Annotated in this window: 22 protein-coding genes and 1 pseudogene; 16 read left to right on the forward strand and 7 right to left on the reverse strand. The window is 68.7% G+C overall.

What is annotated here, in order from left to right:
- The first annotated feature begins 43 nt into the window (after positions 1–43).
- The 11 genes and pseudogenes from NAM01S_RS01410 to NAM01S_RS33680 form a co-directional block, all read left to right on the forward strand.
- The gene (locus tag NAM01S_RS01410) at positions 44–2,779 is read left to right on the forward strand and encodes a PEP/pyruvate-binding domain-containing protein (protein WP_067778151.1); all 2,736 of its coding nucleotides are present in this window, start codon (positions 44–46) and stop codon (positions 2,777–2,779) included.
- Complete coding sequence (locus NAM01S_RS01415) at positions 2,776–4,077, forward strand: aminotransferase class I/II-fold pyridoxal phosphate-dependent enzyme (protein ID WP_067778152.1); 1,302 nt, start codon at positions 2,776–2,778, stop codon at positions 4,075–4,077. Before NAM01S_RS01410 ends, NAM01S_RS01415 begins: the two co-directional genes overlap by 4 nt.
- The gene (locus NAM01S_RS01420; protein WP_067778153.1) at positions 4,074–5,474 is read left to right on the forward strand and encodes a nucleotidyltransferase domain-containing protein; all 1,401 of its coding nucleotides are present in this window, start codon (positions 4,074–4,076) and stop codon (positions 5,472–5,474) included. Before NAM01S_RS01415 ends, NAM01S_RS01420 begins: the two co-directional genes overlap by 4 nt.
- Positions 5,471–6,208 (forward strand): HAD family hydrolase, encoded by a 738-nt coding sequence (locus NAM01S_RS01425; protein ID WP_067778154.1) that lies wholly within the window; start codon positions 5,471–5,473, stop codon positions 6,206–6,208. Before NAM01S_RS01420 ends, NAM01S_RS01425 begins: the two co-directional genes overlap by 4 nt.
- The gene (locus tag NAM01S_RS01430; protein WP_067778155.1) at positions 6,193–7,146 is read left to right on the forward strand and encodes a diacylglycerol/lipid kinase family protein; all 954 of its coding nucleotides are present in this window, start codon (positions 6,193–6,195) and stop codon (positions 7,144–7,146) included. Before NAM01S_RS01425 ends, NAM01S_RS01430 begins: the two co-directional genes overlap by 16 nt.
- Entirely contained in the window at positions 7,143–7,952 is an 810-nt protein-coding gene (locus tag NAM01S_RS01435; protein ID WP_067778156.1) for an SDR family NAD(P)-dependent oxidoreductase, read from the forward strand. Before NAM01S_RS01430 ends, NAM01S_RS01435 begins: the two co-directional genes overlap by 4 nt.
- Positions 7,953–8,122: 170 nt before the next feature.
- Positions 8,123–8,572, forward strand: coding sequence for a helix-turn-helix transcriptional regulator (locus tag NAM01S_RS01440; protein WP_067778157.1), 450 nt, complete (start codon positions 8,123–8,125; stop codon positions 8,570–8,572).
- A 5-nt stretch (positions 8,573–8,577) separates the two neighbouring features.
- On the forward strand, positions 8,578–8,988 hold the full coding sequence (locus NAM01S_RS01445) for a VOC family protein (protein ID WP_067778158.1): 411 nt from the start codon (positions 8,578–8,580) through the stop codon (positions 8,986–8,988).
- A 117-nt stretch (positions 8,989–9,105) separates the two neighbouring features.
- Positions 9,106–11,526, forward strand: coding sequence for an ATP-binding cassette domain-containing protein (locus tag NAM01S_RS01450; protein WP_067778159.1), 2,421 nt, complete (start codon positions 9,106–9,108; stop codon positions 11,524–11,526).
- Positions 11,527–11,711: 185 nt separating this feature from the next.
- Positions 11,712–14,063 carry an arylsulfatase gene (locus NAM01S_RS01455; protein ID WP_067778160.1) on the forward strand — a complete coding sequence of 784 codons (2,352 nt, stop codon included), beginning with the start codon at positions 11,712–11,714 and terminating at the stop codon, positions 14,061–14,063.
- Positions 14,064–14,264 (forward strand): annotated as a pseudogene (locus tag NAM01S_RS33680) (AMP-binding enzyme); the annotation flags it as partial.
- On the opposite strand, the gene NAM01S_RS01460 reads toward NAM01S_RS33680, so the two are convergent.
- Complete coding sequence (locus NAM01S_RS01460; protein WP_253798181.1) at positions 14,231–16,231, reverse strand: MMPL family transporter; 2,001 nt, start codon at positions 16,229–16,231, stop codon at positions 14,231–14,233. The pseudogene NAM01S_RS33680 and the gene NAM01S_RS01460 overlap by 34 nt on opposite strands.
- Positions 16,232–16,406: 175 nt before the next feature.
- Between NAM01S_RS01460 and NAM01S_RS01465 the strand changes: the two genes are divergently transcribed.
- Both NAM01S_RS01465 and NAM01S_RS01470 read left to right on the forward strand, forming a co-directional pair.
- Positions 16,407–16,928: a MarR family winged helix-turn-helix transcriptional regulator gene (locus NAM01S_RS01465; RefSeq protein WP_067778161.1), complete on the forward strand. Its 522-nt coding sequence runs from the start codon at positions 16,407–16,409 to the stop codon at positions 16,926–16,928.
- A 68-nt stretch (positions 16,929–16,996) separates the two neighbouring features.
- Positions 16,997–17,203 carry a hypothetical protein gene (locus NAM01S_RS01470; protein ID WP_067778162.1) on the forward strand — a complete coding sequence of 69 codons (207 nt, stop codon included), beginning with the start codon at positions 16,997–16,999 and terminating at the stop codon, positions 17,201–17,203.
- 120 nt (positions 17,204–17,323) lie between these two features.
- Here NAM01S_RS01470 and NAM01S_RS01475 read toward each other — a convergent pair whose 3' ends face one another.
- Both NAM01S_RS01475 and NAM01S_RS35600 read right to left on the reverse strand, forming a co-directional pair.
- On the reverse strand, positions 17,324–17,806 hold the full coding sequence (locus tag NAM01S_RS01475; RefSeq protein WP_067778163.1) for a hypothetical protein: 483 nt from the start codon (positions 17,804–17,806) through the stop codon (positions 17,324–17,326).
- A gap of 442 nt (positions 17,807–18,248) precedes the next feature.
- Positions 18,249–18,410, reverse strand: coding sequence for a hypothetical protein (locus tag NAM01S_RS35600; protein ID WP_169810787.1), 162 nt, complete (start codon positions 18,408–18,410; stop codon positions 18,249–18,251).
- Between the two features lie 239 nt (positions 18,411–18,649).
- Here NAM01S_RS35600 and NAM01S_RS01480 point away from each other — a divergent pair, with 239 nt between their 5' ends.
- A complete protein-coding gene (locus tag NAM01S_RS01480) occupies positions 18,650–19,804 on the forward strand; it encodes a DUF3089 domain-containing protein (RefSeq protein ID WP_067778164.1) in 1,155 nt (384 codons plus the stop codon).
- A gap of 18 nt (positions 19,805–19,822) precedes the next feature.
- On the opposite strand, the gene NAM01S_RS34660 is transcribed toward NAM01S_RS01480, so the two are convergent.
- From NAM01S_RS34660 to NAM01S_RS01490, 3 genes are all read right to left on the reverse strand, one after another.
- On the reverse strand, positions 19,823–20,065 hold the full coding sequence (locus NAM01S_RS34660) for an FDXHR family putative zinc-binding protein (RefSeq protein ID WP_157107538.1): 243 nt from the start codon (positions 20,063–20,065) through the stop codon (positions 19,823–19,825).
- Positions 20,066–20,363: 298 nt separating this feature from the next.
- Positions 20,364–21,107: a hypothetical protein gene (locus NAM01S_RS01485; protein WP_169810788.1), complete on the reverse strand. Its 744-nt coding sequence runs from the start codon at positions 21,105–21,107 to the stop codon at positions 20,364–20,366.
- 161 nt (positions 21,108–21,268) lie between these two features.
- Positions 21,269–21,925, reverse strand: a complete 657-nt coding sequence (locus NAM01S_RS01490; protein ID WP_067778166.1) for an SRPBCC family protein — start codon at positions 21,923–21,925, stop codon at positions 21,269–21,271.
- A 152-nt stretch (positions 21,926–22,077) separates the two neighbouring features.
- On the opposite strand from NAM01S_RS01490, the gene NAM01S_RS01495 reads away from it, so the two are divergent.
- The gene (locus NAM01S_RS01495) at positions 22,078–22,716 is read left to right on the forward strand and encodes a TetR/AcrR family transcriptional regulator (protein ID WP_067778167.1); all 639 of its coding nucleotides are present in this window, start codon (positions 22,078–22,080) and stop codon (positions 22,714–22,716) included.
- Positions 22,717–22,744: 28 nt separating this feature from the next.
- A complete protein-coding gene (locus tag NAM01S_RS01500) occupies positions 22,745–23,218 on the forward strand; it encodes an SRPBCC family protein (protein WP_067778168.1) in 474 nt (157 codons plus the stop codon).
- 108 nt (positions 23,219–23,326) lie between these two features.
- Here the strand turns inward: NAM01S_RS01500 and NAM01S_RS01505 are convergent, their stop codons facing one another.
- Positions 23,327–23,803, reverse strand: coding sequence for a DUF4442 domain-containing protein (locus NAM01S_RS01505; protein ID WP_084482254.1), 477 nt, complete (start codon positions 23,801–23,803; stop codon positions 23,327–23,329).
- Positions 23,804–23,825 lie beyond the last annotated feature (22 nt).

Below are 23,825 nucleotides of genomic sequence, written 5' to 3' on the forward strand. Positions count from 1 at the left end.
GCGCACGCCCCCTTGCCCTTTCGATACGCAGAGGCACACATCTATGAAACCGACGAACACCGGCGCGGTGGTGCCCGCCGCGACGCTGGCCGCACGGCCGGACGCGGCGGCGGAGCACACCGCGCGTTTCGGGGCCAAGGCCGCGAATCTCGGCCGCCTGCTCGCGGCCGGTCATCGGGTGCCGCCGTTCGCGGTGGTGACCACCGAGGCGTGCGCGGAGATCCTCGCGCCCGTCACCGAGGGCATCGCCCAGCTGTTGGGGACCCTCGACCATACCGACCCCGCGTCGCTGCGGTCGGTGTCGGCGGCGATCCGCGGCTCGATCCTCGGCCTCGCGCTGCCCGCCCAGGTGGCGGCCGAACTCGATGCCGCGGTCGCGGAGTGGTCCGACGTGCGGCTCGCTGTCCGTTCCTCGGTCAGCGGCGAGGACTCCGCTACGGATTCCTTTGCCGGACAGCTCGATACCATCCTGAATGTGGCACCGGCCGGGGTTGCCCACGCCCTGCTGGAAGTGCTGGCTTCGGCCTACTCGGAGCGTTCGCTGTTCTACCGGGCACATCGCGGCCTCGACAACAATGGCGTCGACTGCGCGGTCTTGGTCCAAGTGCTCGTCGACAGCGCGGTCTCCGGCGTGGTCTTCAGCTGCAATCCGCAGACCGGTGACCCGGCCGAATCGGTGGTGTCGGCGGCGCTGGGGCTCGGCGAAGGCGTGGTGGCGGGCACGGTGGAGTGCGACACCTACTTCGTCGACAACGCCTCGGGCACGATCGTGTCCCGCAATGTCGTCGACAAGCGGAGCCGGGTCGTCGCCGACGCGGGTTCCGGCACCGCCGTGGCGGAAATCGCGGGCGGCAGCGCCGATCCCGCGCTCACCGACGAACGAATTCTCCAGCTCACCCGGACCGCCGCCGCGCTCGCCGACGCCTTCGGCGCGCCCCAGGATGTCGAGTGGGCCTACGACGCGGACGGCACGCTGTTCCTGTTGCAGGCCCGCCCGGTCACCGCGACGGGCGCGCGCGAGACCATTTTCGACAATGTCAATGTCGCCGAGTCCTACCCGGGACTGTCCAGCCCACTGACGTTCTCGATCCTGCGCGCGGCCTACGAGCAGGTCTTCCGTGCCTGCCACCGGGATTTCGGCGCGACCGGCGCGATCGTGGATCGCAATGCGGCAAGCCTGTACCCGTACCTGGTCGGCACCGCGCACGGGCGGATCTACTACAACATCAGCAACTGGTACCGGCTGTTCCTGCAGATTCCCGGCATGGAGTTCGCGATCGAGGGGTGGGAAGCCGCCCTCAACATCGAGAACCGCTACCAACGCCCCGCCACACCGAAACGCGGTCTGGCGAGGCTGCGGATGTACGCGCTGCGGGTGCGGGTCTTCGCGATCATCGGCGCGGGCTGGCTGCGGCTGCCGCGCAGGCTGCGGGCGTTCTTCACCGAGCTGGCCGCCTTCACCGCCGACCTCGACCGCCGCCTCGACCCCGAAACACCGGAGCGCGAACGCGATCCGGAGGCGCTGTTGCAGTGGATGGAGCGCTGCCTCGGCGAGCTGGTGCCCGCGTACTCGGTGCAGATCTTCAACGACTTCCTCGCCCAGCAGCTGTTCCACGTCGTCGGACTGCTGCTCGAACGGCAGGGGCTCGACGAGACCGAGGCGATCACGCTGCGCAACGAATTGTTCTGCGGTGAGGAGGGCGTCGACAGCGTCGACCCGGTGCGTTCGGCGCTCGCGTTGACCGCGACGATCCGCGACGATTCGGCACTGCGTGCGCTGTTCACCGGCCCGTTGGACGCGGCGACGGTGTGGAAGACGTTGGCGCAGACGGAATTCGCGGCCTTCCGTGCGGCCTGCCTGCGTCATATCGCGCTGTTCGGCGATCGCACCGTCGACGAGCTCAAGCTCGAAACCGATCCGCTCGGCGAGCATCCCGAACGTCTGGTGCCGATGCTGCGCAACTACCTGCGCGGCGGACAGAACATCGACGAGATGGCGGCGCGGGAGAAGGCGATCCGCCGCGAAGCCGAGCGGACCGCGGCCGCGCTTTTCCGCGACAGCTTCGCCCGGCGCCTCGCCTTCCGCCTCGCGCTCGGCCGCGCCCGCGAGCACGTGAAGCAGCGCGAGAACATGCGATTGGGCCGCAGCCGTTCCTTCGGCCTTGTCAAGCGGGTGTTCCGGGAGTTCGGCAAGCAGATGCACGGCGCGGGGCTGCTCGACGATCCGCGCGACATCTTCTGGCTCACCTACGAGGAGATCGCGGCGCTGACCCGCGGGACCGCCGTCGACACCGACGCCGCCCGCACCGTCGCCACCCGCAAACGCGACCACGAGCGGTGGCGCGACACCGAACTCCCCACCCGGATCGTCACCACCGGCATCGCCGCGGCGAGCATCGACGACCCCGCCTTCGACGCCGCGAATTCGGCAGTCGACGCGACGGCGCAGACCGTGCTGCGCGGCATCGGTTGCGCGCCAGGGCGTGTCGAGGCGCCCGCGCTGGTGCTCGGTACCCCGGATCCGGAGGTCGAGATCGACGGGCAGATCCTGGTCGCCTCGACCACCGACCCCGGCTGGGTCTTCCTGATGGTCGCCGCGGGCGGCCTGGTGAGCGAGAAGGGCAGCGTGCTCTCGCACACCGCCATCATCGGCCGCGAACTCGGCATCCCCACCGTCGTCGGCGTTCCCGGCGTCACCCGCCTCGTCGCGACCGGAGACCGCTTGGTGCTCGACGGACGCGCGGGCACCGCAACGATCGTGCGCGAGGACGAACAATGAGTGCATCACCAGCTACGACCGCCGGTCACGGCGAGAACTTCAGTCTCGAACACTATCTCGACCCGGCGGCGCACACCTTCGAACAGCGCTTCGAGGAATTCCGGCCGTACGTCACGAACGCCAGGGGCAGCGGTTTCGTGTTGCGCGAGATCACCGGCCCGGCCGGACCGGTCGTCCAGGTGCGCGACCCGGACGGCGGCGAGACCCGCGAGCTGATCATGCTCGGCTCCAACAACTATCTCGGGCTCGGCAGCGAGCCGGAGATCATCGAGGCCGCGGTCGCCGCGACCAGGGAGTTCGGCGTCGGCTGCGGCGGACCGCCGTTGCTCAACGGCACCACCTCGCTGCACCGGCGGCTGGAGGAGCGCCTCGCGGAGACCAAGGGCTGCGAATCCGCGATGGTGTTCTCCTCCGGCTACGCGGCGAACGTCGGCTGGGTGACCGGTCTGCTGCGCAACGGCGACACGCTGCTCTACGACGAGCAGAGCCACGCCAGCCTCTACGACGGCATCCAGCTCGGTCGCGTCCGGTCGATGGCCTTCCAGCACAACGATCTGCGCCACTTGCGGCACCGCCTGATGCAGGTGCGCTGGCGCAATCCGGGCGCGAACATCGTGGTCGCGGTCGAGGGCGTCTACTCGATGGACGGCGATATCGCCCCGCTGCCGGAGATCCGCGCGCTGTGCGATTCGTTCGGCGCGTGGCTTGCCATCGACGACGCGCACGGCACCGGCGTGCTCGGCGCGAAAGGCCACGGCACCGCCGAGCATTTCGGTCTCGGTGACGGGTCGGTGGAGCTGTACATGGGCACCTTCTCGAAGGTGTTCGCCACCACCGGCGGTTTCGTCGCAGGGTCCAAGGACCTGGTCGACACGCTGCGCTTCTTCGCGCGCTCGTACATGTTCTCGGCGTCGCTGTCGCCCGCGGTGGTCGCGGCGGTGCTCGCCTCGATCGATTTCATCGACGCCCATCCCGAGCGGGTCGCCCAATTGCACGACAACACCGCTTATTTCGCGCGGGAGCTGCGCCGGATGGGGTTCGCGGTGGATCCGCAGACGGCGATCATCCCGATTCTGGTGCCGCAGCGTCTGGCCGTCGCCGAGGTGGTCGCGGCACTGCACCGGGCGGGCGTGTTCGTCAACGGCGTCGAATTCCCCGCGGTGCCACGGGAACAGCAGCGTTTGCGGGTGTCGATGATGGCCACCCTGACCCGCGATCAGCTCGACTTCGCGCTCGAACAGATCTCGACCGTCGCGAGAAGCTTCGGTTTTCATCCAGAACAGGAGGGTGCGGCATGACCGGAACCGCGATCGCCGTGGGCGGCACCGCCGTCGAACGGCTGCTGGTGCACGCGGCACTGGCCGCGCCCAGCGCCGACGAGCGCGCCGAATCGGCCAAGCTGGCCCACGACGTCACCGATTGGGCCGAGTTCTTCGCGCTGGCGAAGCTGAACGCGACGGTGCCGCTGGTGCAGCGCAGGCTCGAGGCCGAGGGACTCTACGAGCTCGTACCGGACGCGGTCCGCGCCGAGTTCGCCGCCGTCACCGACCACATCGCCGCGGTCAACGAGCGCAGGCTGGCCGGGGCGCTGGAGTTGTTGCGCCGCTTCGACGAACACGGCGTGCGCTGCGTGGTGCTCAAGGGGATGCTGTTCTCCACCGAGATCTACGGCGACCCGCGCTACAAGCGGATGAACGACCTGGACATCCTGATCGAGCTGGATCAGGTCGACACCGCCATCGAGATCTACCGGGAGCTGGGCCTTTTCGCGACCTCCGAGCTGCTCGGCAAGGCGCCGAAGGTGCGGTCCGAGCGCTCGCACCATCTGCCCTCCTTCGTCTCGCGCGACGGCGCGTTGGTGGTCGGCACGCACTGGGGACTGATCACGCCGCTGGCTCCGTACACCATCGACTACGCCGCCATCTGGAACCGGGTGCGCCGCATCGACTTCTACGGTGTGCCCGCATGGGCCATGGCGCACGAGGACAATCTGCACCACCTCGGCGTGCACCTGCCGTACTACAAGACCGGCGTGCGCGAACTCGGCGATCTGTGGAACCTCGCCCGCTACGCCACCGATCTCGACTACGACCTGCTCGCGGGCGAGATCGCGAAGGCGGGCACCGAAAGCCTGATGTACCACGCGCTTTCCCTGAGCCACCGGCTGGTGCCGAACCCGGCGTTCGCCGACCTCGTCGACCGGGTGCGGCCGCGGATCAACCGCTTCACCCGCTACGACACGGCCCGCAAGACCGCCGACATCCACGCGCTGCTGCGCAGCCGCTCCACCCACACCTCGCGCATCGAGAAGGCCTACACCGAGTTCAACATGACGGCGCAGGCGGACGAGAAGCGCGCCAGCTTCGGGCGGCTGTGGTCGGATCTGCTGCTGGTTCCCGCCGCCGAGGCGGAGCGGATGAGTTCGCTGCGCGAGCCGAAAGCGCTCTCGGCGCTCGGCGCGCGGGTGTCCGCCCCCTACCGGTTGACCCGGGTGTTCCAGCGCGATCTCGGCCGCTGGCTGTTCCCCGCGGCGCTGGCCAAGACCGTCGTCGACCTCGGCGCGGCCTACGGCGCCGAGCTGGCGCAGCGCGCGGGTGCGCGGGCGGCCACCGCCCGGCCCGGGATCGACGAGTACGCGGCAGAGCTCGGGCTGACCCGCGCCGACCTGCAAGCCGTGCTGGACAGTCAGGAATGACCGCGGCGCACCGCACCGTGCTGTGGGACCTGGACGGCACTCTGGTAGGCCTGCGCAAGCGCGGCTTCAAGACCTTGATGCCGCTCACGGCGGCGCTGGCCTTTCGCGACCTGACGCCGCCGCACCGGTTCCTCCGGGTGCTCGCCGGGGTCCTTCCGGAGGTGCGCCGCAACGAAACCGACCGCACCAATACCGAATTCATGGTCGACCTGCTCGCGGATCGTCTGGACATCGGACGCGAGCGGGTGGACGAGCGGCTACGGCGGCTGGCCGAACACGATTTCGTCCGGCTGCGGCGCTGTTTCCCGGCGCTGCCCGAGGCCGTGTCGACGGTGCGCGATCTGCGCGACGCGGGCGTCCCGCAGATCGTCGCCACCAATCCGCTCTGGCCGCTGAGCACCGCGACCACCCGATTGCGCTGGGGCGGCCACGATCCCGGCGTCTTCGAGTTCATCACCAGCGGGGAGACCATGCGGCGGTCGAAGCCGCGCGTGGAGTTCTATCGCGAACTGCTGGACAGGCTCGGCCTCGCGGCGCGGGACTGCGTGATGATCGGCAACGACGCCGCCAACGACGCGCCCGCCGCCCGGATCGGTATCCCCGTCTTCCTGCTCGGCGTCGCGGAAACCGCTGTGCCGCAGGACTGTTCGCGAACCGGTCTGGTCACCACGGGAGATTGGACCCGGCTGCGCGTGTGGCTGGGCAACGAGGAGAAGTCATGCTCGTCATCTTGAATCCGCAATCCAACGCGGGGACCGCCCTGCGCCGCTGGCAGCCGGTGGAACGTGCGCTGCGGGAACGCCATCCGGACATGTCCGTCGAACTGCCCGCCGACGCCGACCAGGCCGTGAAGCTGGTGCAAGCCCATCTCGAAAGATCGGACGGCACAACACCGGAGGCGATCGTCGCGGCGGGCGGCGACGGCATGGTGAACCTGGTGCTCAACGCGATCATGGATACGGAGACCGATCGGCCGCGGCCCGGCGCGGAGGAGATCGCGCTCGGCGCCATCGGACTCGGCAGCTCCAACGACTTCCACAAGCCGGTCCCGCCCTCGGCCACCATCGAAGGCGTCGCGGTGCGGGTCGACGCGGCGCGGGCGGAGGCTGTCGACGTCGGCAAGGCGACGATGCTGCTGCCCGACGGCACCCGCGCGGTGCGCTACTTCCTGCTCAACGCGAGCATGGGACTCGTCGCGGCGGGCAATGATTCGTTCAACAACGCGACCGGCGCGCTGGCCTGGCTGAAGTCGCGGAACGTGGAGGCCGCCATCGTCGCCACCGCGCTGCGCAATATCGCCACCCACCGCCCGCTGCGCCTCGAGGTGCGCGGCACCGACTGGTCGCACACGGCGCCGATCACCAATATCGGGGTGCTCAAGAGCGTGCACTTCGCGGGCGGCATGTACTACGACACCCCCGTCACCCGGACCGACGGTCGGTTCGACGTGAACATCTGGGCGGCGGCGGGACGACTGCGCGTCCTCGGCCTGATCGCCGGGCTGTACCGCGGCGCGTTCACCGGATCGCCGCTGGCGATCTGTCGTCGCGACACCACCGTGGAGCTGCGGCCCGAACGGCCCGTCCCGCTGGAGTTGGACGGCGAGATCACCGTGGTCGAATCCGCGCGCCTGGAAGTGCTGCCGCGAGTGCTGAAGGTGTGTGCGGCATGAGCAAAGTCGTTCTGATCACCGGCGCGGCCAACGGCATGGGCGCGGCGACGGTGCAGCACTTGGCGCGCGCGGGGTACATCGTGGAGGGGTCCGATCTCGTCGCGGGTCCCACCCACGCGACAGTGGACGTCCGCGACGCCGAAGAGGTGCGCGCGTGGGTGAAGGAGGTGGTGGCGCGGCACGGTCGCATCGACGCCGTGGTCACCTTCGCCGCCTACGGCGTGGTCGGCTCGGTCGAGGAGACCGAGCCGGAGGAGGCCGCCGCGCTGTTGGACACCAACGTCCTCGGCACCCACCGGGTGGTGCGCGCGGTCCTGCCGATCATGCGCGCGCAGGGCGGCGGGCGGGTGATCGTGGTCAGCTCCGGCGCGGGCGCCATCGCCGAGCCCTACGGCGGCTGGTACTCGGCCACGAAGGCGGCGGTGGAGCGGATCGGCGAGGCGATGCGGATGGAGGCGGCCGGGTTCGGCATCGCGGTATCGGTGCTCGCGCCGGGGTGGACGGTTACTCCGATCATCGAGTCGGCCACGCGCGTGTCCGCGCCGCTGCCGGAGTACGACGCCGATCGACAGGCGGTGCTGGAACGGGTCAGCGGGTACTTGGCCGACGGCCAACCGGCCGCCGCGGTCGCCCGGAAAGTGCAGCACGTCCTGGAGACCCCGCGACCGCGCCAGACCTATCTGTGCGGCAACGACGTTCGGCTGTCCTTCTGGACCCGCCGCCTGGTTCCGGGCCGGTTGTACGAGCGGCTGGTCCTCGACTACTACGGGCTTCGGCGGGGGCGGGTGAACCCGCGCAGGGTGTAGGTCTCCAGACGAGTACCTGCAACGGAAGGACACGGCGCGCCAATACGCCATCAACGCACAAGAGCACCTACCCGGCAGGTGAACCTGCTCAGGTCGTGCGCGTATGCGCGGGCTTGGTTCGGACGCCGCCGGTCGTGCGCGATCCGCGGTGACGTGGGACGATCGCGGAGGTGAGCAGCAATTCCGCCTCGGAGCCGCACCTGCGCGACCTCGCGCGGTTGCGTCGCGTCCGCGATCGCATCGACCGCGAGTACGCCAAACCGCTGGACGTCGAGAAGCTCGCCCGTGACGCGCACATGTCGGCGGGGCACCTGAGCCGCCAGTTCAAGCTCGCCTACGGCGAGTCGCCGTACTCCTACCTGATGACGCGGCGCATCGAGCGCGCGATGGCGCTGCTGCGGCGCGGCGACCTCAGCGTCACCGAGGTCTGCTTCGCGGTCGGCTGCTCGTCGCTCGGCACCTTCAGCACCCGGTTCACCGAGTTGGTCGGCATGCCGCCCAGCGTCTACCGGCGCGAAGCGGCGGACGCGACCGAGGGCATGCCGTCGTGCGTAGCGAAGCAGGTGACCAGACCGATCAGGAATAAAGAAGCGTCGGCCGGTCCGGCGCAATTAGCCTGATCAGCATGGATATCAGCATTCTCGCGAGCTTCCTTCCGCAGAACGACCCGGACGCGGCGCTGGCCTTCTACCGAGACACGCTCGGCTTCGAGGTCCGCAACGACGTCGGATACAACGGGATGCGCTGGATCACCGTCGGCCCCGCCGACCAGCCAGGCACGTCGATCGTCCTCTACCCCCCGCAGGCCTCCCCCGGCATCACCGACGAGGAACGCCGCACCATCGAGGAGATGATGGCCAAGGGCACCTACGCCAGCGTGCTGCTGGCGTCCAAGGATGTCGACGGCGTCTTCGATCGGATCCAGGCCGGTGACGCCGAGGTTGTCCAGGAGCCGACCGACCAGCCGTACGGCGTCCGCGACTGCGCCTTCCGCGATCCCGCTGGCAACATGGTCCGCATCCAGCAGGTGAGCTGACCACCCCACCCGCAGCGGTGGCCGCCGACCCGGTGGCCACCGTCGACAACCGCTCGCGTATCGCCAGGCGCGTCGAAGGAGACCGCGAAGACGGCCCGCGAATCAGAGGGAGAAACGATGACAACGGCCACGAGGAAGAACACCGGAAAGGCCACGAAGACGGGCGCCGCATCGCCCGCGCGGCACGCTGCCGACAGCCACGATCTGATCCGTGTGCACGGCGCGCGAGTGAACAACCTCCGGGACGTCAGCATCGAGATCCCCAAGCGCAGGCTCACGGTGTTCACCGGCGTCTCCGGCTCCGGCAAGAGCTCGCTGGTGTTCGGCACGATCGCCGCCGAGTCGCAGCGGCTGATCAACGAGACATACAGCGCCTTCGTGCAGGGCTTCATGCCGACCCTGGCGCGGCCCGAGGTCGACGTGCTCGACGGCCTGACCACCGCGATCACCGTCGACCAACAGCGGATGGGCGGCGATCCCCGCTCCACGGTCGGCACCGCCACCGACGCCAACGCGATGCTGCGCATCCTGTTCAGCAGGCTGGGCGATCCGCACATCGGCCCGCCCAGCGCGTTCTCCTTCAACACCGCCTCGGTCAAGGCGGCCGGTGCGATCACGGTCGAACGCGGCGAGGGCAAGACCAAGGCCGTCAAGGCGACGTTCTCCCGCACCGGTGGCATGTGCACCCGCTGCGAAGGCCGCGGCACGGTCTCCGATATCGACCTCACCCAGCTCTACGACGACTCCAAGTCGCTCGCCGAGGGCGCGTTCACCATTCCCGGCTGGAAGTCCGACAGCTTCTGGACGGTGCGGGTCTACGCCGAGTCGGGCTTCGTCGATCCGAACAAGCCGATCCGCAAGTACACCAAGAAGGAGATGCGCGACTTCCTGTACAAGGAGCCGGTCAAGGTGAAGGTCGACGGCGTCAACCTCACCTACGAGGGACTGATTCCCAAGGTGCAGAAGTCGTTCCTGTCCAAGGATCCCGAGTCGATGCAGCCGCACATTCGCGCGTTCGTCGAGCGGGCGGTCACCTTCACCACCTGCCCCGAATGCGACGGCACCCGGCTTGCCGAAGGGGCGCGCTCCTCGCGGATCAAGGGCATCAACATCGCCGACGCCTGCGCGATGGAGATTCGCGACCTCGCCGAATGGGTCCGCGGCTTGGACGAGCCGTCGGTCGGGCCGCTGCTCGACGCGCTCGGGCACACGCTGGACTCGTTCGTGGAGATCGGCCTCGGCTACCTCTCGCTCGAGCGGCCCGCTGGCACCCTGTCGGGCGGTGAGGCGCAGCGGGTCAAGATGATCCGTCATCTCGGCTCGTCGCTCACCGACGTCACCTATGTCTTCGACGAGCCGACCATCGGCCTGCACCCGCACGACATTCAGCGGATGAACAACCTGCTACTGCGGCTTCGCGACAAGGGCAACACGGTCCTCGTGGTCGAGCACAAGCCGGAGGCGATCGCGATCGCCGACCACGTCGTGGACCTCGGGCCCGGCGCGGGTTCGGCGGGCGGCACCATCTGCTACGAAGGCACCCTCGAGGGTCTGCGGGCCAGCGACACCGTCACCGGCCGTCATCTCGACGACCGCGCCGCGCTCAAGCCCACGGTGCGCGAGCCCACCGGCGAGCTGGCGATCCGCGGCGCGTCGGCCAACAATCTGCGCGACGTCGACGTCGACATCCCGCTCGGCGTGCTCGTCGTCGTCACCGGCGTCGCGGGCTCCGGCAAGAGCTCGCTGATCCACGGTTCGATCCCCGCCTCGGAGGGCGTGGTCGCGGTCGACCAAGCGCCGATCCGCGGCTCGCGGCGCAGCAATCCGGCGACCTACACCGGGCTGCTCGAGCCGATCCGCAAGGCGTTCGCCAAGGCCAACGGTGTGAAGCCCGCGTTGTTCAGCGCCAACTCCGAAGGTGCGTGTCCCACCTGCAACGGCGCCGGGGTCATCTACACCGATCTGGGGATGATGGCCGGTGTCGAATCCCCCTGTGAGGACTGCGAGGGCAAGCGGTTCCAGCCCGCGGTGCTGGAGTACAAGCTCGGCGGCCGCGACATCAGCGAGGTGCTCGCGATGTCGGTGACCGAGGCCGAGGACTTCTTCGGCTCGGGCGAGGCGCGGATTCCGGCCGCGCACGCCATCCTGGACCGGCTCGTCGACGTCGGGCTCGGCTACCTCGGCCTCGGCCAGCCGCTGACCACGCTGTCCGGCGGCGAGCGGCAGCGACTCAAGCTGGCCACCCACATGGGCGACAAGGGCGGCGTCTACGTCCTCGACGAGCCGACCACCGGCCTGCACCTCGCCGACGTGGAACAGCTGCTCGGCCTGCTGGACCGGCTGGTGGACTCCGGCAAATCGGTCATCGTCATCGAGCACCACCAAGCGGTGATGGCGCACGCCGACTGGATCATCGACCTCGGTCCCGGCGCGGGCCACGACGGCGGCAAGATCGTCTTCGAGGGCACGCCCGCCGACCTGGTGGCCGGTCGCTCCACCCTCACCGGCGAACACCTCGCCGAGTACGTGGGCAGCTGACCCGCGACTTTCCGGTGGCGCTTCAGCAATTTCGCCTCGGCGCCACCGGATTCACACAGCACGTAACTGAATAGTTGCTGATATCTAGCTCGAGGCGATGATTTCCGCCTCGAGCGAGGCATTCGGCGGGATATCCTCCCATCAGCACGTCGACAGCAATCTTCCAACCACGATCGGGGTGCTCGATGGCGACCGATTTCAAGGGCAAGATCGCACTGGACATCCGCGACTCCGAACCGGATTGGGGCCCGTTCGCGGCACCCACCGCGCCGGAGGGGGCGCCGAATGTGCTCTACCTCGTCTGGGACGACATCGGCATCGCCACCTGGGACTGCTTCGGCGGCCTCGTCGAGATGCCGAACATGACGCGAATCGCCGAGCGCGGCGTGCGGCTGTCGCAGTTCCACACCACCGCGCTGTGCTCGCCGACGCGCGCGTCGTTGCTCACCGGACGCAACGCCACCTCCGTCGGCATGGCGACGATCGAGGAATTCACCGACGGCTTCCCCAATTGCAGCGGCCGGATTCCCTTCGAGACCGCGTTGCTGTCGGAGGTGCTCGCCGAACGTGGTTGGAACACCTACTGCGTCGGGAAGTGGCACCTGACGCCGCTGGAGGAGTCGAATCTGGCTGCCACCAAACGCCATTGGCCGCTCGGCCGGGGTTTCGAACGCTTCTACGGATTCATGGGCGGCGAGACCGACCAGTGGTACCCCGAGCTGATCTACGACAACCACACCACCGCCCCACCGGCCACCCCGGAGGAGGGCTACCACCTGTCGAAGGACATCGCGGACAAGACCATCGAATTCATCCGCGACGCCAAGGTCATCGCGCCTGACAAGCCGTGGTTCTCCTACGTCTGCCCCGGTGCGGGCCACGCCCCGCACCACGTGTTCGCCGAGTGGGCCGACCGCTACGCCGGCCGCTTCGACATGGGCTACGAGGCCTACCGCGACATCGTGCTGGAGAACCAGAAACGGATGGGCATCGTCCCGCCCGACACCGAGATGTCGCCGGTCAACCCGTATCTCGGCGCCAAGGGGCCCAACGGCGAGCCGTGGCCGTTGTTGGACACCGTCCGCCCGTGGGACTCGCTGAACGCCGAGGAGAAGCGGCTGTTCGCCCGAATGGCGGAGGTCTTCGCCGGGTTCCTGAGCTACACCGACGATCAGATCGGCCGGATACTCGACTATCTGGAAGAGTCGGGCCAGCTGGACAACACCATCATCGTGGTCATCTCCGACAACGGAGCCAGTGGCGAAGGCGGACCCAACGGCTCGGTCAACGAGGTCAAGTTCTTCAACGGCTACATCGACACTGTCGAAGAGAGCATGCGGTTCTACGACCAGCTCGGCGGCCCGCAGACCTACAACCACTATCCGATCGGCTGGGCGATGGCGTTCAACACGCCCTACAAGCTGTACAAGCGTTACGCCTCCCACGAGGGCGGCATCGCCGATCCGGCGATCATCTCCTGGCCCAACGGAATTCGCGCGCACGGCACCGTGTGCGACAGCTACGTCAACGTCTGCGACGTGACGCCGACCGTCTACGACCTGCTTGGCATCACCCCGCCCGACACCGTGCGCGGCATACCGCAACGGCCGCTGGAAGGCGTGAGTTTCAAAGCGGCACTTCAGGATCCGGCCGCCGAGACCGGCAAGGACACGCAGTTCTACACGATGCTCGGCACCCGAGGCATCTGGCACCGCGGCTGGTTCGCCAACACCGTGCACGCGGCCACCCCGTCCGGCTGGAGTCACTTCGATCAGGACCGCTGGGAGCTCTACCACATCGAGGAGGACCGCAGCCAGAATCGCGACTTGGCCGCCGAGAATCCCGGCAAGCTCGAAGAATTGAAGGCGTTGTGGTTCTCCGAGGCCGCCAAGTACAACGGGCTGCCGCTGGCCGATCTCAACATCCTGGAGACGCTGAACCGTTGGCGGCCCTACCTGGTGGCCGACCGGACGAATTTCACGTACTACCCGGGCACCGCCGAGGTCGGCATCGGCGCGGGGGTCGAGATCCGCGGTCAGTCCTATTCGGTGCTCGCCGAAGTCACCGTCGACTCCCCCGCCGCCGAGGGCGTGCTGTTCAAGCAGGGCGCGGGCCACGGCGGACACGTCCTCTTCGTCAAAGACGGACGCCTGCACTATCTCTACAACTTCATGGGCGAGGACGAGCAGTGGGTGTCCGCGCCGGACTCCCTGCCCTTGGGCAACCACCTGTTCGGCGTCCGATACGAGCGAACCGGCACCGTCGACGGCAGTCACACCCCGCTCGGTGAGGTCTCGCTGTATATCGATGACGCGGTCGTCGCGTCCCGGTCCGGCATGCGTACCCATCCCGGCACCTTCGGATTGGCCGGCGGCGGAATCGGCGTGGGCCGCAACGGTGGGCAGTCGGTGTCGAGCGCCTACACCGCACCGTATCCGTTCACCGGCGGCACCGTCGCCAAGGTGATCGTCGACACCTCGGGCACCCCGTACATCGACGTCGAACGGGAGCTCGCCGCGGCGTTCGCCAAGGACTGACGGCCCGGCCAGAAGGTCGCCGCGATCGTCGCGACCTATCCGGACGCACCGGCGCTCGAACTGGAGGACGTCCAGCGGCACTGCCGAAAGACGTTGGCGGGCTACAAGGTACCGCGATCCATGGTCGTGGTGGACGAGGTCCGGCGCACACCGCCGGGCAAGGCCGACTACCGCTGGGCGGCCGCGGTCGCGGCGGGATAGGGGGCTCGCGCGGCAGGCCCGCCGGGCCACCACACCTTGTCGCCCAGCATCGCGAACAGGGCCGGTACGACCAGCGTCCGCACCACGAAGGTGTCCAGCAGGATGCCGATGCCCACGACGATGCCCAACTGGGTCAGGGTGATCAGCGGCAGCACGCCGAGGACGTAGAACACCGCGGCGAGGACCACGCCCGCGCTGGTGATGACCGCGCCGGTCGAGGCGACCGCGCGGACCATCCCCCGCGTGGTGCCGTGCGCTTTCGCCTCCTCCCGCGCCCTCGTCACCAGGAAGATCGTGTAATCCACGCCGAGCGCCACCAGGAACAGGAAGCCGAACAGCGGGACGTTGGTGTCCAGCGCAGGGAAACCGAACACGTTGTCGCTGATCCAGCTGCCCGCGCCGAGCGCGGCGAGCGCGCTGAGCACCGTGACACCCACCAGCAGCACCGCGGCGGGCAGCGCACGGAGCAGCACCACGAGCACCAGCAGCACGACGGCGAGGATGAGCGGAATGATCAGAGCCTGGTCGCGGCGCGCGGCGTCGCGGATGTCGAGCGCTTCGGCGTCGGACCCGCCGACCAGGGCCTGCGCGCCGGGCGCCGCCGCCACCGCCGACCGGATGTTCTCGATGGTGGTGAACGCCGCGGCGGAGGCCGGAGCCGCGTCCAGCACCACCGACCAACGGGTCCAACCGCTTTCGGATGTTCCGGTCACCGTGGCGCGCGAGACCCCGGAGACCGTGTCGAGCGCCGACTGGACCGGCGCGGTAGCGCTGGTGCGCGCGATCACGACGGCCGGGTCCGACGTTCCGGATGGAAAGTGCTCGGCGAGGACATTCAAACCGTCGACCGATTCGGCTCGGACACGGAACTGCTCGGTGCGCGAGAGTCCGATGTCGCTGGTCGCCAGACCGGCGGCGAAGACGACGAGCATCGCCGACGCACCGCAGGCGACGACGACCGGGCGACGCACCACGCGCGTCGCGACCGCCGCCCAGGCCCCGCCCTCGGCGGCGTCGCGGCCATCCGGCCGAGGCACGAACGGCCAGAACACCCCTCGTCCGCACAGCGCGAGGGCGGGCGGCAGCGCGGTGAGCACGAAGATCACCGCGACCACCAGGCCCGCCGCCGCGAACGCGCCGAGGCTGCGGGTGTTGGGCAACAGCGCGAGCAGCAGGGTCAGCAGGGCCAGGACAACGGTGACGTTGCTGGCGACGATGGCGGGTCCGGCGCGCCGCACCGCCGCGCGCAGCGCGTCTCGATGGTCGGTGTGCCGGTGCAGTTCGTCGCGGTAGCGCGACACCAGCAGCAGCGCGTAATTGGTTCCCGCCCCGAAGACCAGCACGCTGGTGATGCCGGAGGTCGATCCGTCGAAGGCGAGTCCGGTGAGGTCGGCGAGTGCGGTGCCGACGCTGGTGGCGACCCGGTCCGCGAGGCCGACCACCGTCAGCGGTACCAGCCACAGCACCGGCGAGCGGTAGGTCACGATCAGCAGCACCATCACCACGAGCGCGGTCACGGCGAGCAGCAGGGTGTTCGCGCCGGAGAACGAGTCGGCGATATCGGCACCGAAGGCCGGTCCGCCTGTCACCTGCAACCGGAGCCCCTCGGGTGCGCCCGCGGTGACCGCGGCGCGCAGTTCCTCGATCCGGTCGGTGAGCGCGAAGCCGTTGAGATCCGACGGGACCACGACGGGTCCGAGCGCTGCTCGACCGTCCGGGGCGACGACGACGCCGGTCGGTCCCGCCTTGGCATCGGCGCGGGCGAGTGCCGCATCGAGCGCGGCGAGATCGGCTGGCGTCAGCTCGCCGTCGTCGGCGCGGGTCGCGACCACGATGGCGGCGGCGTTTCCGGCGTCCGGGAACTGTTCGGCCGCCAGCGCGGCGCGGGCGGACTCGGACGAGGCGGGTAGCGAATCGGGCGCCTGTCCCGCGCTGTCGTTGCCGCCCGCCAGCGCCATGATCGCCATCGCCGCCGCGAGGATCACGAGCAGCACCACCCACGATCGTCGCCCGGTGACCAGCCTGGCGAATCGGTCCCACGCGTTCCCGTTCACGTCGGCAACTATTTCAGAAACTTAAATAATCGGCAACGGGCGCCCACCCGAGTGACTAAGCTCTGAGCCGGACAGACAGGAGGCGCAGGTGAGCGACAGCGTCGCGAACACGACGGACCCGAGCACCGATCGGACGGCATTGGAGACCGAGATCGCTCGGGACCTGCGCGCGCTCACGGCCGTCTCGGAACAGATCGGTCACCGCTTCGCGCGGGCGAACGACCTGCGCCCCAACGATTTCCGCGCCCTGATGCACATCGCGACGGCCGATGCCGAAGGCACGCCGGTCACCGCGGGGCAGCTGAGCAAGTTGATGGGGATCTCCGCGCCCGCCGTCACCTACCTGGTCGAGCGGATGCTCGACTCGGGTCACCTGGAACGCACGCAGGACGCCGCCGATCGACGTCGAGTCCACCTGCGCTACACCGATCACGGCATGGCGGTCGCGGCGGGCTTCTTCGGTCCGCTCGGCGCCCGGACCCGCGCCGCGCTGGCCGAGCTGCCCGATGCCGACCTGCGGGCGGCCCATCGGGTTCTCGTCGGTGTCATAGCCGCGCTGCGCGAATTCCACGGCGAATCGCTTGCGGCAGGTGGGCCGGTCTCGGAGTAGCCACCCGGCGAACATCGGCAGGTGCGCGGCGGTTCGCGAAGGAGCAGAATGGAGTCGGAAAGGTCATCATGCGGCTGCTCAAGGGCCTGCTCGACGTAGTGGTCGGGCTTCTGACCGGCGTGCTCGGCACGGTGGTCGGAATTCTCGCCGCCGTGGTCTGGCTCCTCGGCGCGGTGCTCTGCGTGACGATCATCCTCCTTCCGCTCGGCCTTCCCGTCGTGCGGCTCGCCCGCCGCCTCTTCGGTCTCTCCCGACAGCTCATGCGCATGCCCTGAGCACGCGACGCCAGGTGGGCACCGACCTGATCCTGTTGCCTCCGCTCTTCGACGACGCGAATCGCCCGTGACGCCGGACCCCCGCGCGGCATAGATCCGCGCGGGGGTCCGGTCACCGGCTCAAGAAGCCCTGACAGTACCCAGCCCCGAGGACACATTGATGGCGACGCCACCGGCGGTCGCGAGTGCGACGATCGAGCCCGCGCCGGTCCGCACCCGCACCGGCGCCGGGGCGCAGTCACAGGGGCGCAGCGCCGTTTCCCGATCCGGCACGTCCACCACGCCGACCGCTCCGGTCGTCAGGTTCGACCAGTGAATCCGGGCGTGGGAGTCGAAAATCGTACCGCCGCTGAACGGTCCCGGGTTGGCGACGCCGAAGGTGGTGACTCCGGGCTCCTCGCCGACGGTCGCCGTCAGGTAGACGCTGAATATCGATGGCACACCCCATGTTTGGGACAACTTGATCAGCGGTAGATGGAATGTGGTCGTCTCCGCGGCGTGCGCGACGGTGTGCTGTCCAAGCACCAACGCACCGACCGCCGCACCGACGAGACCCACTTTGGCGCTCACCCCGGCAGCCCGGCGCACCACGTCCTTCGCCACTAGCCCTCCTCACAGTCGATTCCGGCCAAACCTCCACACCGGCAACGCCATCGCGATCCAGGACACGACCCCGGTTCGGCATTACCGCATCCACGGCCCCGTTCGCGTATTCGACAGGGTCCGTGCGTGAACATCCCGCCAAGTAAACAACCCGAGGGGCGATATTCAGGTCATCGACCCGCCCCGACTTGCGGCGAACCGACCTGGCGGTCACCCAGCTAGGCCAGGACGAAACCGACGATCACTGCGCGAGGGCGAGGCCGCCGAGCACGAGTTGGTCGAAGAATCCGCGGGGACCGGGCTCGCCGGATCGCGGGCGCGTCTTCGCCCGGGGTCGTGCAGCCCCGGGCGAAGACGCGTCCCGATGCCCTGCGGCGCCGACGGTTTCGGGCCGGCGTTCACCACGGATGATCTCGCGACAGCCGCGGGCCGAGGCGAACGGTTACAGGCAGAGGCTCAGCTCGACCGGACCGACCGGGATACCGGTGCACACTTCCACCGAACCCGACACCGGGCTGGCCGCGGTAGCGGTGCCTGCGGTCAGGGAGCCGGCGGAGAGCACCAAGGCGGCAATGGCAAGCGGGCGAACAATTTTGGAGGTCATACATCATCCTCTGGTTGTGCATTCACTGCATCCCGGTTTCGGGACCGGCCCATCAGACCACGCTTCGTTACCCGCCGGTAGCCTTCTGTGAACGGCTCGTGGAGAAAACAAAGTGTCACGAAATGTTTGTGTGAATCCGGTTCGCAGACAACCTCGTTCGCGGTCGTGACGATTTACTACACGTCCCGGAGCTCTGCGGTAAATTCGGCGCGACCGGCGAACAACATCGGGGGTGCCCAATGGCGGCAATCAGGCGGTTCGCCGCGACGCTGGCGGCGATGTTCTGTGCCGTAGCGGCAGATCCGGTTGCGGCGCAGCCGGTGTCGACCATCGAGTGGTTGTGCAGTCCCGCGCTGTCAGCCGATCCCTGCGACGTTCCGCTCGACACCACCGACCAGCTCACCGGCGCCGTGACCACCCCCTCGGTCGGACCCGAGCAGGACAAGCCGGTGGACTGCTTCTACGTCTACCCGACCGTCACCAACGGTCCCGCGATCTACGCGGACCCACCCTTCGAGCCCGCGGTGGCGTCGATGGCGACCATGCAGGCGGCAAGGTTCTCTACGCAGTGCCGGGTGTTCGCCCCGCTCTACCGTCAACTGACGACCCCGCCGGGGATCTCGCTGCAACTGCTGACCGGGTTGCCACTCATTCAGCGGTCCTATGACGACCTACTCGCCGCCTGGGACCGATATCTCGCCGAGGACAACGACGGCCGCGGATTCCTGCTGATCGGCCACTCGCAAGGAAGCCTACTGTTGCGCAAGCTGATTCGCGAACGGATCGATCACGATCCGCAGCTGCGCGAACGCCTGGTCGGCGCCTTCCTGCTGGGCGGAAATGTGCAGGCCGCCAGGGGCAGCGTGGTCGGCGGCGACTTCGCCAATATCCCCCTCTGCACCACGCGCGGCGAATTCGGCTGCGTCGTGGCGTATTCCACCGCCATGCTGGATCCACTGCTGGTGCTCTCGATCTATGGGAACAGTGCACTGGATCCGCTCTCCGCGATGGTCGGCGCACCGAGCGGTCCGGCGTACGAGGTCGCCTGCACCGATCCCGCTGTGCTGAGCGGAGATCCGAGCCCGGTAGGGCTGACCGTGCCCTCGGCGCCGTACGCCGCCGGCATCACCGCGCTCATCTACGAGTACATGACCTTCCCCGGCGGCATGCCCGAATCCGCGTCCACCTGGACGACCAGCGCACAGCGGATGCAAGGGCGGTGCGAGACGCAGCATGGATACCACTTCTATCGGTACCGGCCGACCGGAACGGGTGATCTGCACATCAACGAGTTGCCTTATGCGGCAAGCCATTACCTCGACATCAATCTCGGCTACGACCGCTTGGTCGACATCGCGGCACAGCAAGCGCGCGGCTGGGCCGCGCGGCGATGAACAACGGCCCGCGCAGCGCTAATTCTGCGGTAGTCCCCAGCACGGGTATTCACGGCCCGCGTCGATGAGGCCGACGCTGGCCGGTGTCCGACAGGTGACGTGCGGTTTGTGGCGATAGTCGACCACCAAATGCAGGTTCGCGGCCTTTTCACCGGTGAACGTCTGATGGCATTGCGAACAATGGCACACATTGTGGGCGCTCAACGGCCACCAGGCCTGACATCCCCGGCATTTCACCGTCTCCGGCGATTTCGTCTTCATGATCACTCACCTGCTCGCGCAAACACGCGCGGTCCGCCACCGACACCTCGGTCGTACCCGCACCGTGCTGCGTCACACCTTCATACTCGATCGCCGTAGCGGCGGTTTTCCCGGTTCGAACTCGATGTGCTTGCGCGGTGAGCACCACCGATCGCGAGCGCGACGAACAGTGTATGCCCGATGTCGAGAGGGGTCGGCCCGGCGCGGAACCGCGTCCCGCACACCGTGTCCGGCGTTGGTTCGAGCAGGGTGAGACCGACAGCGCGGAAGTGGTCGTCGGCCGCGGCGAGGTCTCCTGTCAGTGCGGGTTCTCTGCCCGCAGGTCCTCGACCAGCGTGTCCAGGGTGTCGACGAGCCGGCCGATAGCGCGGGCCTGCGGGTGCGGCACGTCGACCGCGACGGCGTCGCCGACCGCGGCTCGCAACAGTTCGACCGCCTCGGCGATCAGCGCCACGTTGCGCGCCAAGCGCTGCCGAGAGATTCGGTGCTGGCCGTCGGGGCTGTTCCAGTCCGGGCGCGGCAGCTCCTGCAGCATCTGACTCACCCGAGCCCGGATCGCGCTGGCCAGCGCGATGGCTTCGGCCCACTGCTGGGCGAGCGCGGCGGCACCGTGGGTGCGGCGCGGGTCGCTCGGTTCGGGGCACGCGGCGTCCAGCTTCGCGGGGAGCTGGCCCAACAGCTCGATCAGCAGATCCACGTGGTGGCCGGTCAGACTCGACTCGTCGGTGAGAGTCGGGTCGATGTCGAAGATTTCGGCCGCGCTCCGCGAGTGCGCGACGGCGTCGGCAAGCAGCGCCTGCGCGCGGCGGCGTTCCTCGTCGGTGTAGCCGGGAGCCGATGCGAGGTGGCCTGCCGCCACGCGGATGGCCTCGAGCAGACGGCGTTGCTCCGGGCAGGGGCGGGTCGCCGGTCGGTGATGCACGCCGAAATCTCCGGCACGGTCATCGCTCGTCGACGTCCACCCCGATCCCACGGCGGCGGGCTCGTGGGGACGATTCACGGTCACACAGCGGTCGATGACGCGGTCAGTAGTCGTGATCACCCTGCGACCTTCTCACCTGCGGCAACGGCAACGGCTGATCCGGGCGCGTGTCTCGCCGACATTTTCCGCGGCGGCGCCGTCGACGCGGTCGGCGCAACGCACGGCAGGCCCGGCATCGGCTGGCCCGCCACCGCGACGAAGGAGTAGCACGCGGCGTCCGGTCAGGACGCGGCTTCGGCGGCGGCCTTCAGATCGCGCAACCAGGCTTCGAGGCCCGCTCCGAGAAAAGCGGTGGAGGTGGGCACGTCGGCTTCGACCTGCGCGCCGGTCCAGTTCTCCTCGGTGCGCACCAGGACACCACCGTCGACCTCGGTGAAGGTCCAGACGTGGATGCCGTTGTCGATGCGCAGTCCGTCGCCGATACCGGGGCCGCTCCAGCGAATGCACCCATTGAGTTGTAGTTGGTGGACGCTCGAAGTGATGACCAGGGTGGTGGCCGGGGTCGTGGCGGTCGCAGGGGCTGGGGTCGTCCACTGGAAACGCGAACCTTCCCGCAGCGGCCCCTGGTCCAAGAGCTTCATGCTTGTGACGGGCTGCTGCCAGGAGGGCCAGCGTTCCACGTCGGTCTGCAACTCCCAGATGGTGCGCAACGGCGCATCGATCAAGGTCTCCGTCCGGTACCGGATCCGCGCATCGCCGTCGATACCGGCCCCGCCGCAGGTCAGCGGAGCCGGGTGCGCGGGAGCGGTGGTCGTTGCGGCTTGGCCTGTTTCGTTGTCCGCGCCGCCGCATGCGGTCACGGCGGTCAGCGCGAGCGCGGCGGCCAGCGGGACGAGGAAGCGGGCGGCGCGACGAGAGGTGCGCGGGGTAGTGGACATGGGGGTTCTCCTCGTTCAGAGTTCGGAGCCGACAACCATCGAGTTAGAGAGACTCGATTTAGTTAGAAGCTATAACCGATCACCCGTAAGAGTCAATAGGAAAAGTGATAAGGTCTAACTGGCGTAACCAGCCGATGAGGAGGTGGTGGACGATGGCCGCCGGAGCGAGTTCGCGCGAGCGCTACCGGACCCAGGTGCGCGAGGAGATCAAGCAGCACGCGTGGGAGCAGATCGCCACGGCGGGCGTGTCCGCGCTGTCGCTCAACGCGATCGCCAAACACGTCGGCATGAGCGGTCCAGCGCTGTATCGGTACTTCGCCAGCCGCGACGAGTTGATCACCGAGTTGATCCGAGATGCCTATCGAAGCCTCGCCGACGCGATGCGCGCGACGTTCGACTCCGGCGCCGACGTCGCCGGGCTGGCCGGCACCGTGCGGGAATGGGCCTTGGCCGACCCGCAGCGCTACTTCCTCCTCTACGGCACGCCCGTCCCCGGCTACCACGCCCCCGACGACACCACCGCGATCTCCTCCGAAATCATGTCGGTACTCATCGAGGCTTTCGCCGCGCTGCCCACCGGCGAGCCGACCACACCGTTCGACGTCCACCTCGACGACCACCGCCGATGGGCCGAAGGCCACGCGGTGCCCGCCGCCACCCTCCATCGCGCCGTCTCCTTCTGGACCCGGCTCCACGGCGTCCTCTCCCTCGAACTCGCCGGGCACTTCACCGGAATGGAGTTCGACCCCGCCCTCCTGTACGCCGACGAAGTGAACACCCTCCTGGCCTGACGCGACCTGAGATGGTTCGATACCGCACGTGACCGAGCAGACCGATGAAATCCGCCTCGTCAGCGCCAGTCGTGAGATCGCGGCGGACTCCGCCGACATCTTCGAGCTGATCGCCGATCCCACGCAGCAGCCGCGGTGGGACGGCAACGACAACCTCGCCGAGGCGCCGACCGGGCAGCGGGTGCGTGCCGTGGGCGACGTCTTCAGCATGACGCTCACGAACGGCGCCGTGCGCGACAACCATGTCGTCGAGTTCGCCGAGGGCGCCCGCATCGCGTGGCGACCGTCGGAGCCGGGCAAGCAGCCGCCCGGTCACCTGTGGCGCTGGGAGCTGGAGCGGGTGGGCGAGGGTCGCACGCTGGTGACGCACACCTACGACTGGACCGCGCTGACCGACGAGAAGCGGCTGGTGCGCGCCCGTGCCACCACCGCGGACAAGCTGTCCGCGTCCATCGAACGTCTCGCCGAATTGGCGGAGCGGCAAGCGAATTCCGCTCGATAGCCAAGCTCGAGTCTCGGCGCGGCCGACCGTGCCGTCGCCGAGCCTCGTCCTGCCTCACCGCCTACTGACCAGCTCCCCGCGGCTGAACGCGTTGTCCCCGAGAACCGCTCAGGTCAGGCGGCGGACGTGCAGGTCCTGGGTCGCGCGGGCCACCAGGCTCCCGTCGGCGGCACGAATCTCCGTGACGTGCGTGCTGACCGAGCGGCCGGCGTCGTCGGCTCGCGCGCGGATCGCCGCCGCCTCGTCGGGCGTCAGAAGCATGGTCGCGGTGACGACGTCGTAGCCGGGGGCGAGAAACTCGATGGCGCCCTTGATGTTCCAGATGCGATAGCCGCCGCCGAGCTGGCCGGCCGCCATGACGGCGTAGAACGGGTCGGTCATCGCGAAGAGGGTGCCGCCGAAGGCGGAACGGTTGACGTTGCGGTTCCAGGCCCGCACCCGGTGCGAGACCCGTACCGAACTCCAGTCTTCGGCGACGTGCCGGATCCGCACCCCCGTGAACAGCAGCGGCGGATACAGGTTCATCAGCAGATGGAACGCCCTCGGACTCGACATGGCACGGGCGCGGGCCGAATTCTTCGCCATGGGAACACCTTTCGCTGAAACT

The sequence above is a fragment of the Nocardia amikacinitolerans NBRC 108937 genome (assembly GCF_001612615.1).
GTDB lineage: Bacteria > Actinomycetota > Actinomycetes > Mycobacteriales > Mycobacteriaceae > Nocardia > Nocardia amikacinitolerans.

Bases quoted from the DNA above. Each gene is read 5' to 3' on its own strand.
- NAM01S_RS01415 (WP_067778152.1), top strand. From the start codon at position 2,776: ATGAGTGCATCACCAGCTACGACCGCCGGTCACGGCGAGAACTTCAGT.
- NAM01S_RS01435 (WP_067778156.1), top strand. From the start codon at position 7,143: ATGAGCAAAGTCGTTCTGATCACCGGCGCGGCCAACGGCATGGGCGCG.
- NAM01S_RS01480 (WP_067778164.1), top strand. From the start codon at position 18,650: ATGGCGGCAATCAGGCGGTTCGCCGCGACGCTGGCGGCGATGTTCTGT.
- NAM01S_RS01420 (WP_067778153.1), top strand. From the start codon at position 4,074: ATGACCGGAACCGCGATCGCCGTGGGCGGCACCGCCGTCGAACGGCTG.
- NAM01S_RS01455 (WP_067778160.1), top strand. From the start codon at position 11,712: ATGGCGACCGATTTCAAGGGCAAGATCGCACTGGACATCCGCGACTCC.
- NAM01S_RS01505 (WP_084482254.1), bottom strand. From the start codon at position 23,803: ATGGCGAAGAATTCGGCCCGCGCCCGTGCCATGTCGAGTCCGAGGGCG.
- NAM01S_RS01495 (WP_067778167.1), top strand. From the start codon at position 22,078: ATGGCCGCCGGAGCGAGTTCGCGCGAGCGCTACCGGACCCAGGTGCGC.
- NAM01S_RS01460 (WP_253798181.1), bottom strand. From the start codon at position 16,231: ATGGCGATCATGGCGCTGGCGGGCGGCAACGACAGCGCGGGACAGGCG.
- NAM01S_RS01470 (WP_067778162.1), top strand. From the start codon at position 16,997: ATGCGGCTGCTCAAGGGCCTGCTCGACGTAGTGGTCGGGCTTCTGACC.
- NAM01S_RS34660 (WP_157107538.1), bottom strand. From the start codon at position 20,065: ATGAAGACGAAATCGCCGGAGACGGTGAAATGCCGGGGATGTCAGGCC.
- NAM01S_RS01490 (WP_067778166.1), bottom strand. From the start codon at position 21,925: ATGTCCACTACCCCGCGCACCTCTCGTCGCGCCGCCCGCTTCCTCGTC.
- NAM01S_RS01430 (WP_067778155.1), top strand. From the start codon at position 6,193: ATGCTCGTCATCTTGAATCCGCAATCCAACGCGGGGACCGCCCTGCGC.
- NAM01S_RS01425 (WP_067778154.1), top strand. From the start codon at position 5,471: ATGACCGCGGCGCACCGCACCGTGCTGTGGGACCTGGACGGCACTCTG.
- NAM01S_RS01445 (WP_067778158.1), top strand. From the start codon at position 8,578: ATGGATATCAGCATTCTCGCGAGCTTCCTTCCGCAGAACGACCCGGAC.
- NAM01S_RS01410 (WP_067778151.1), top strand. From the start codon at position 44: ATGAAACCGACGAACACCGGCGCGGTGGTGCCCGCCGCGACGCTGGCC.
- NAM01S_RS01450 (WP_067778159.1), top strand. From the start codon at position 9,106: ATGACAACGGCCACGAGGAAGAACACCGGAAAGGCCACGAAGACGGGC.
- NAM01S_RS35600 (WP_169810787.1), bottom strand. From the start codon at position 18,410: ATGACCTCCAAAATTGTTCGCCCGCTTGCCATTGCCGCCTTGGTGCTC.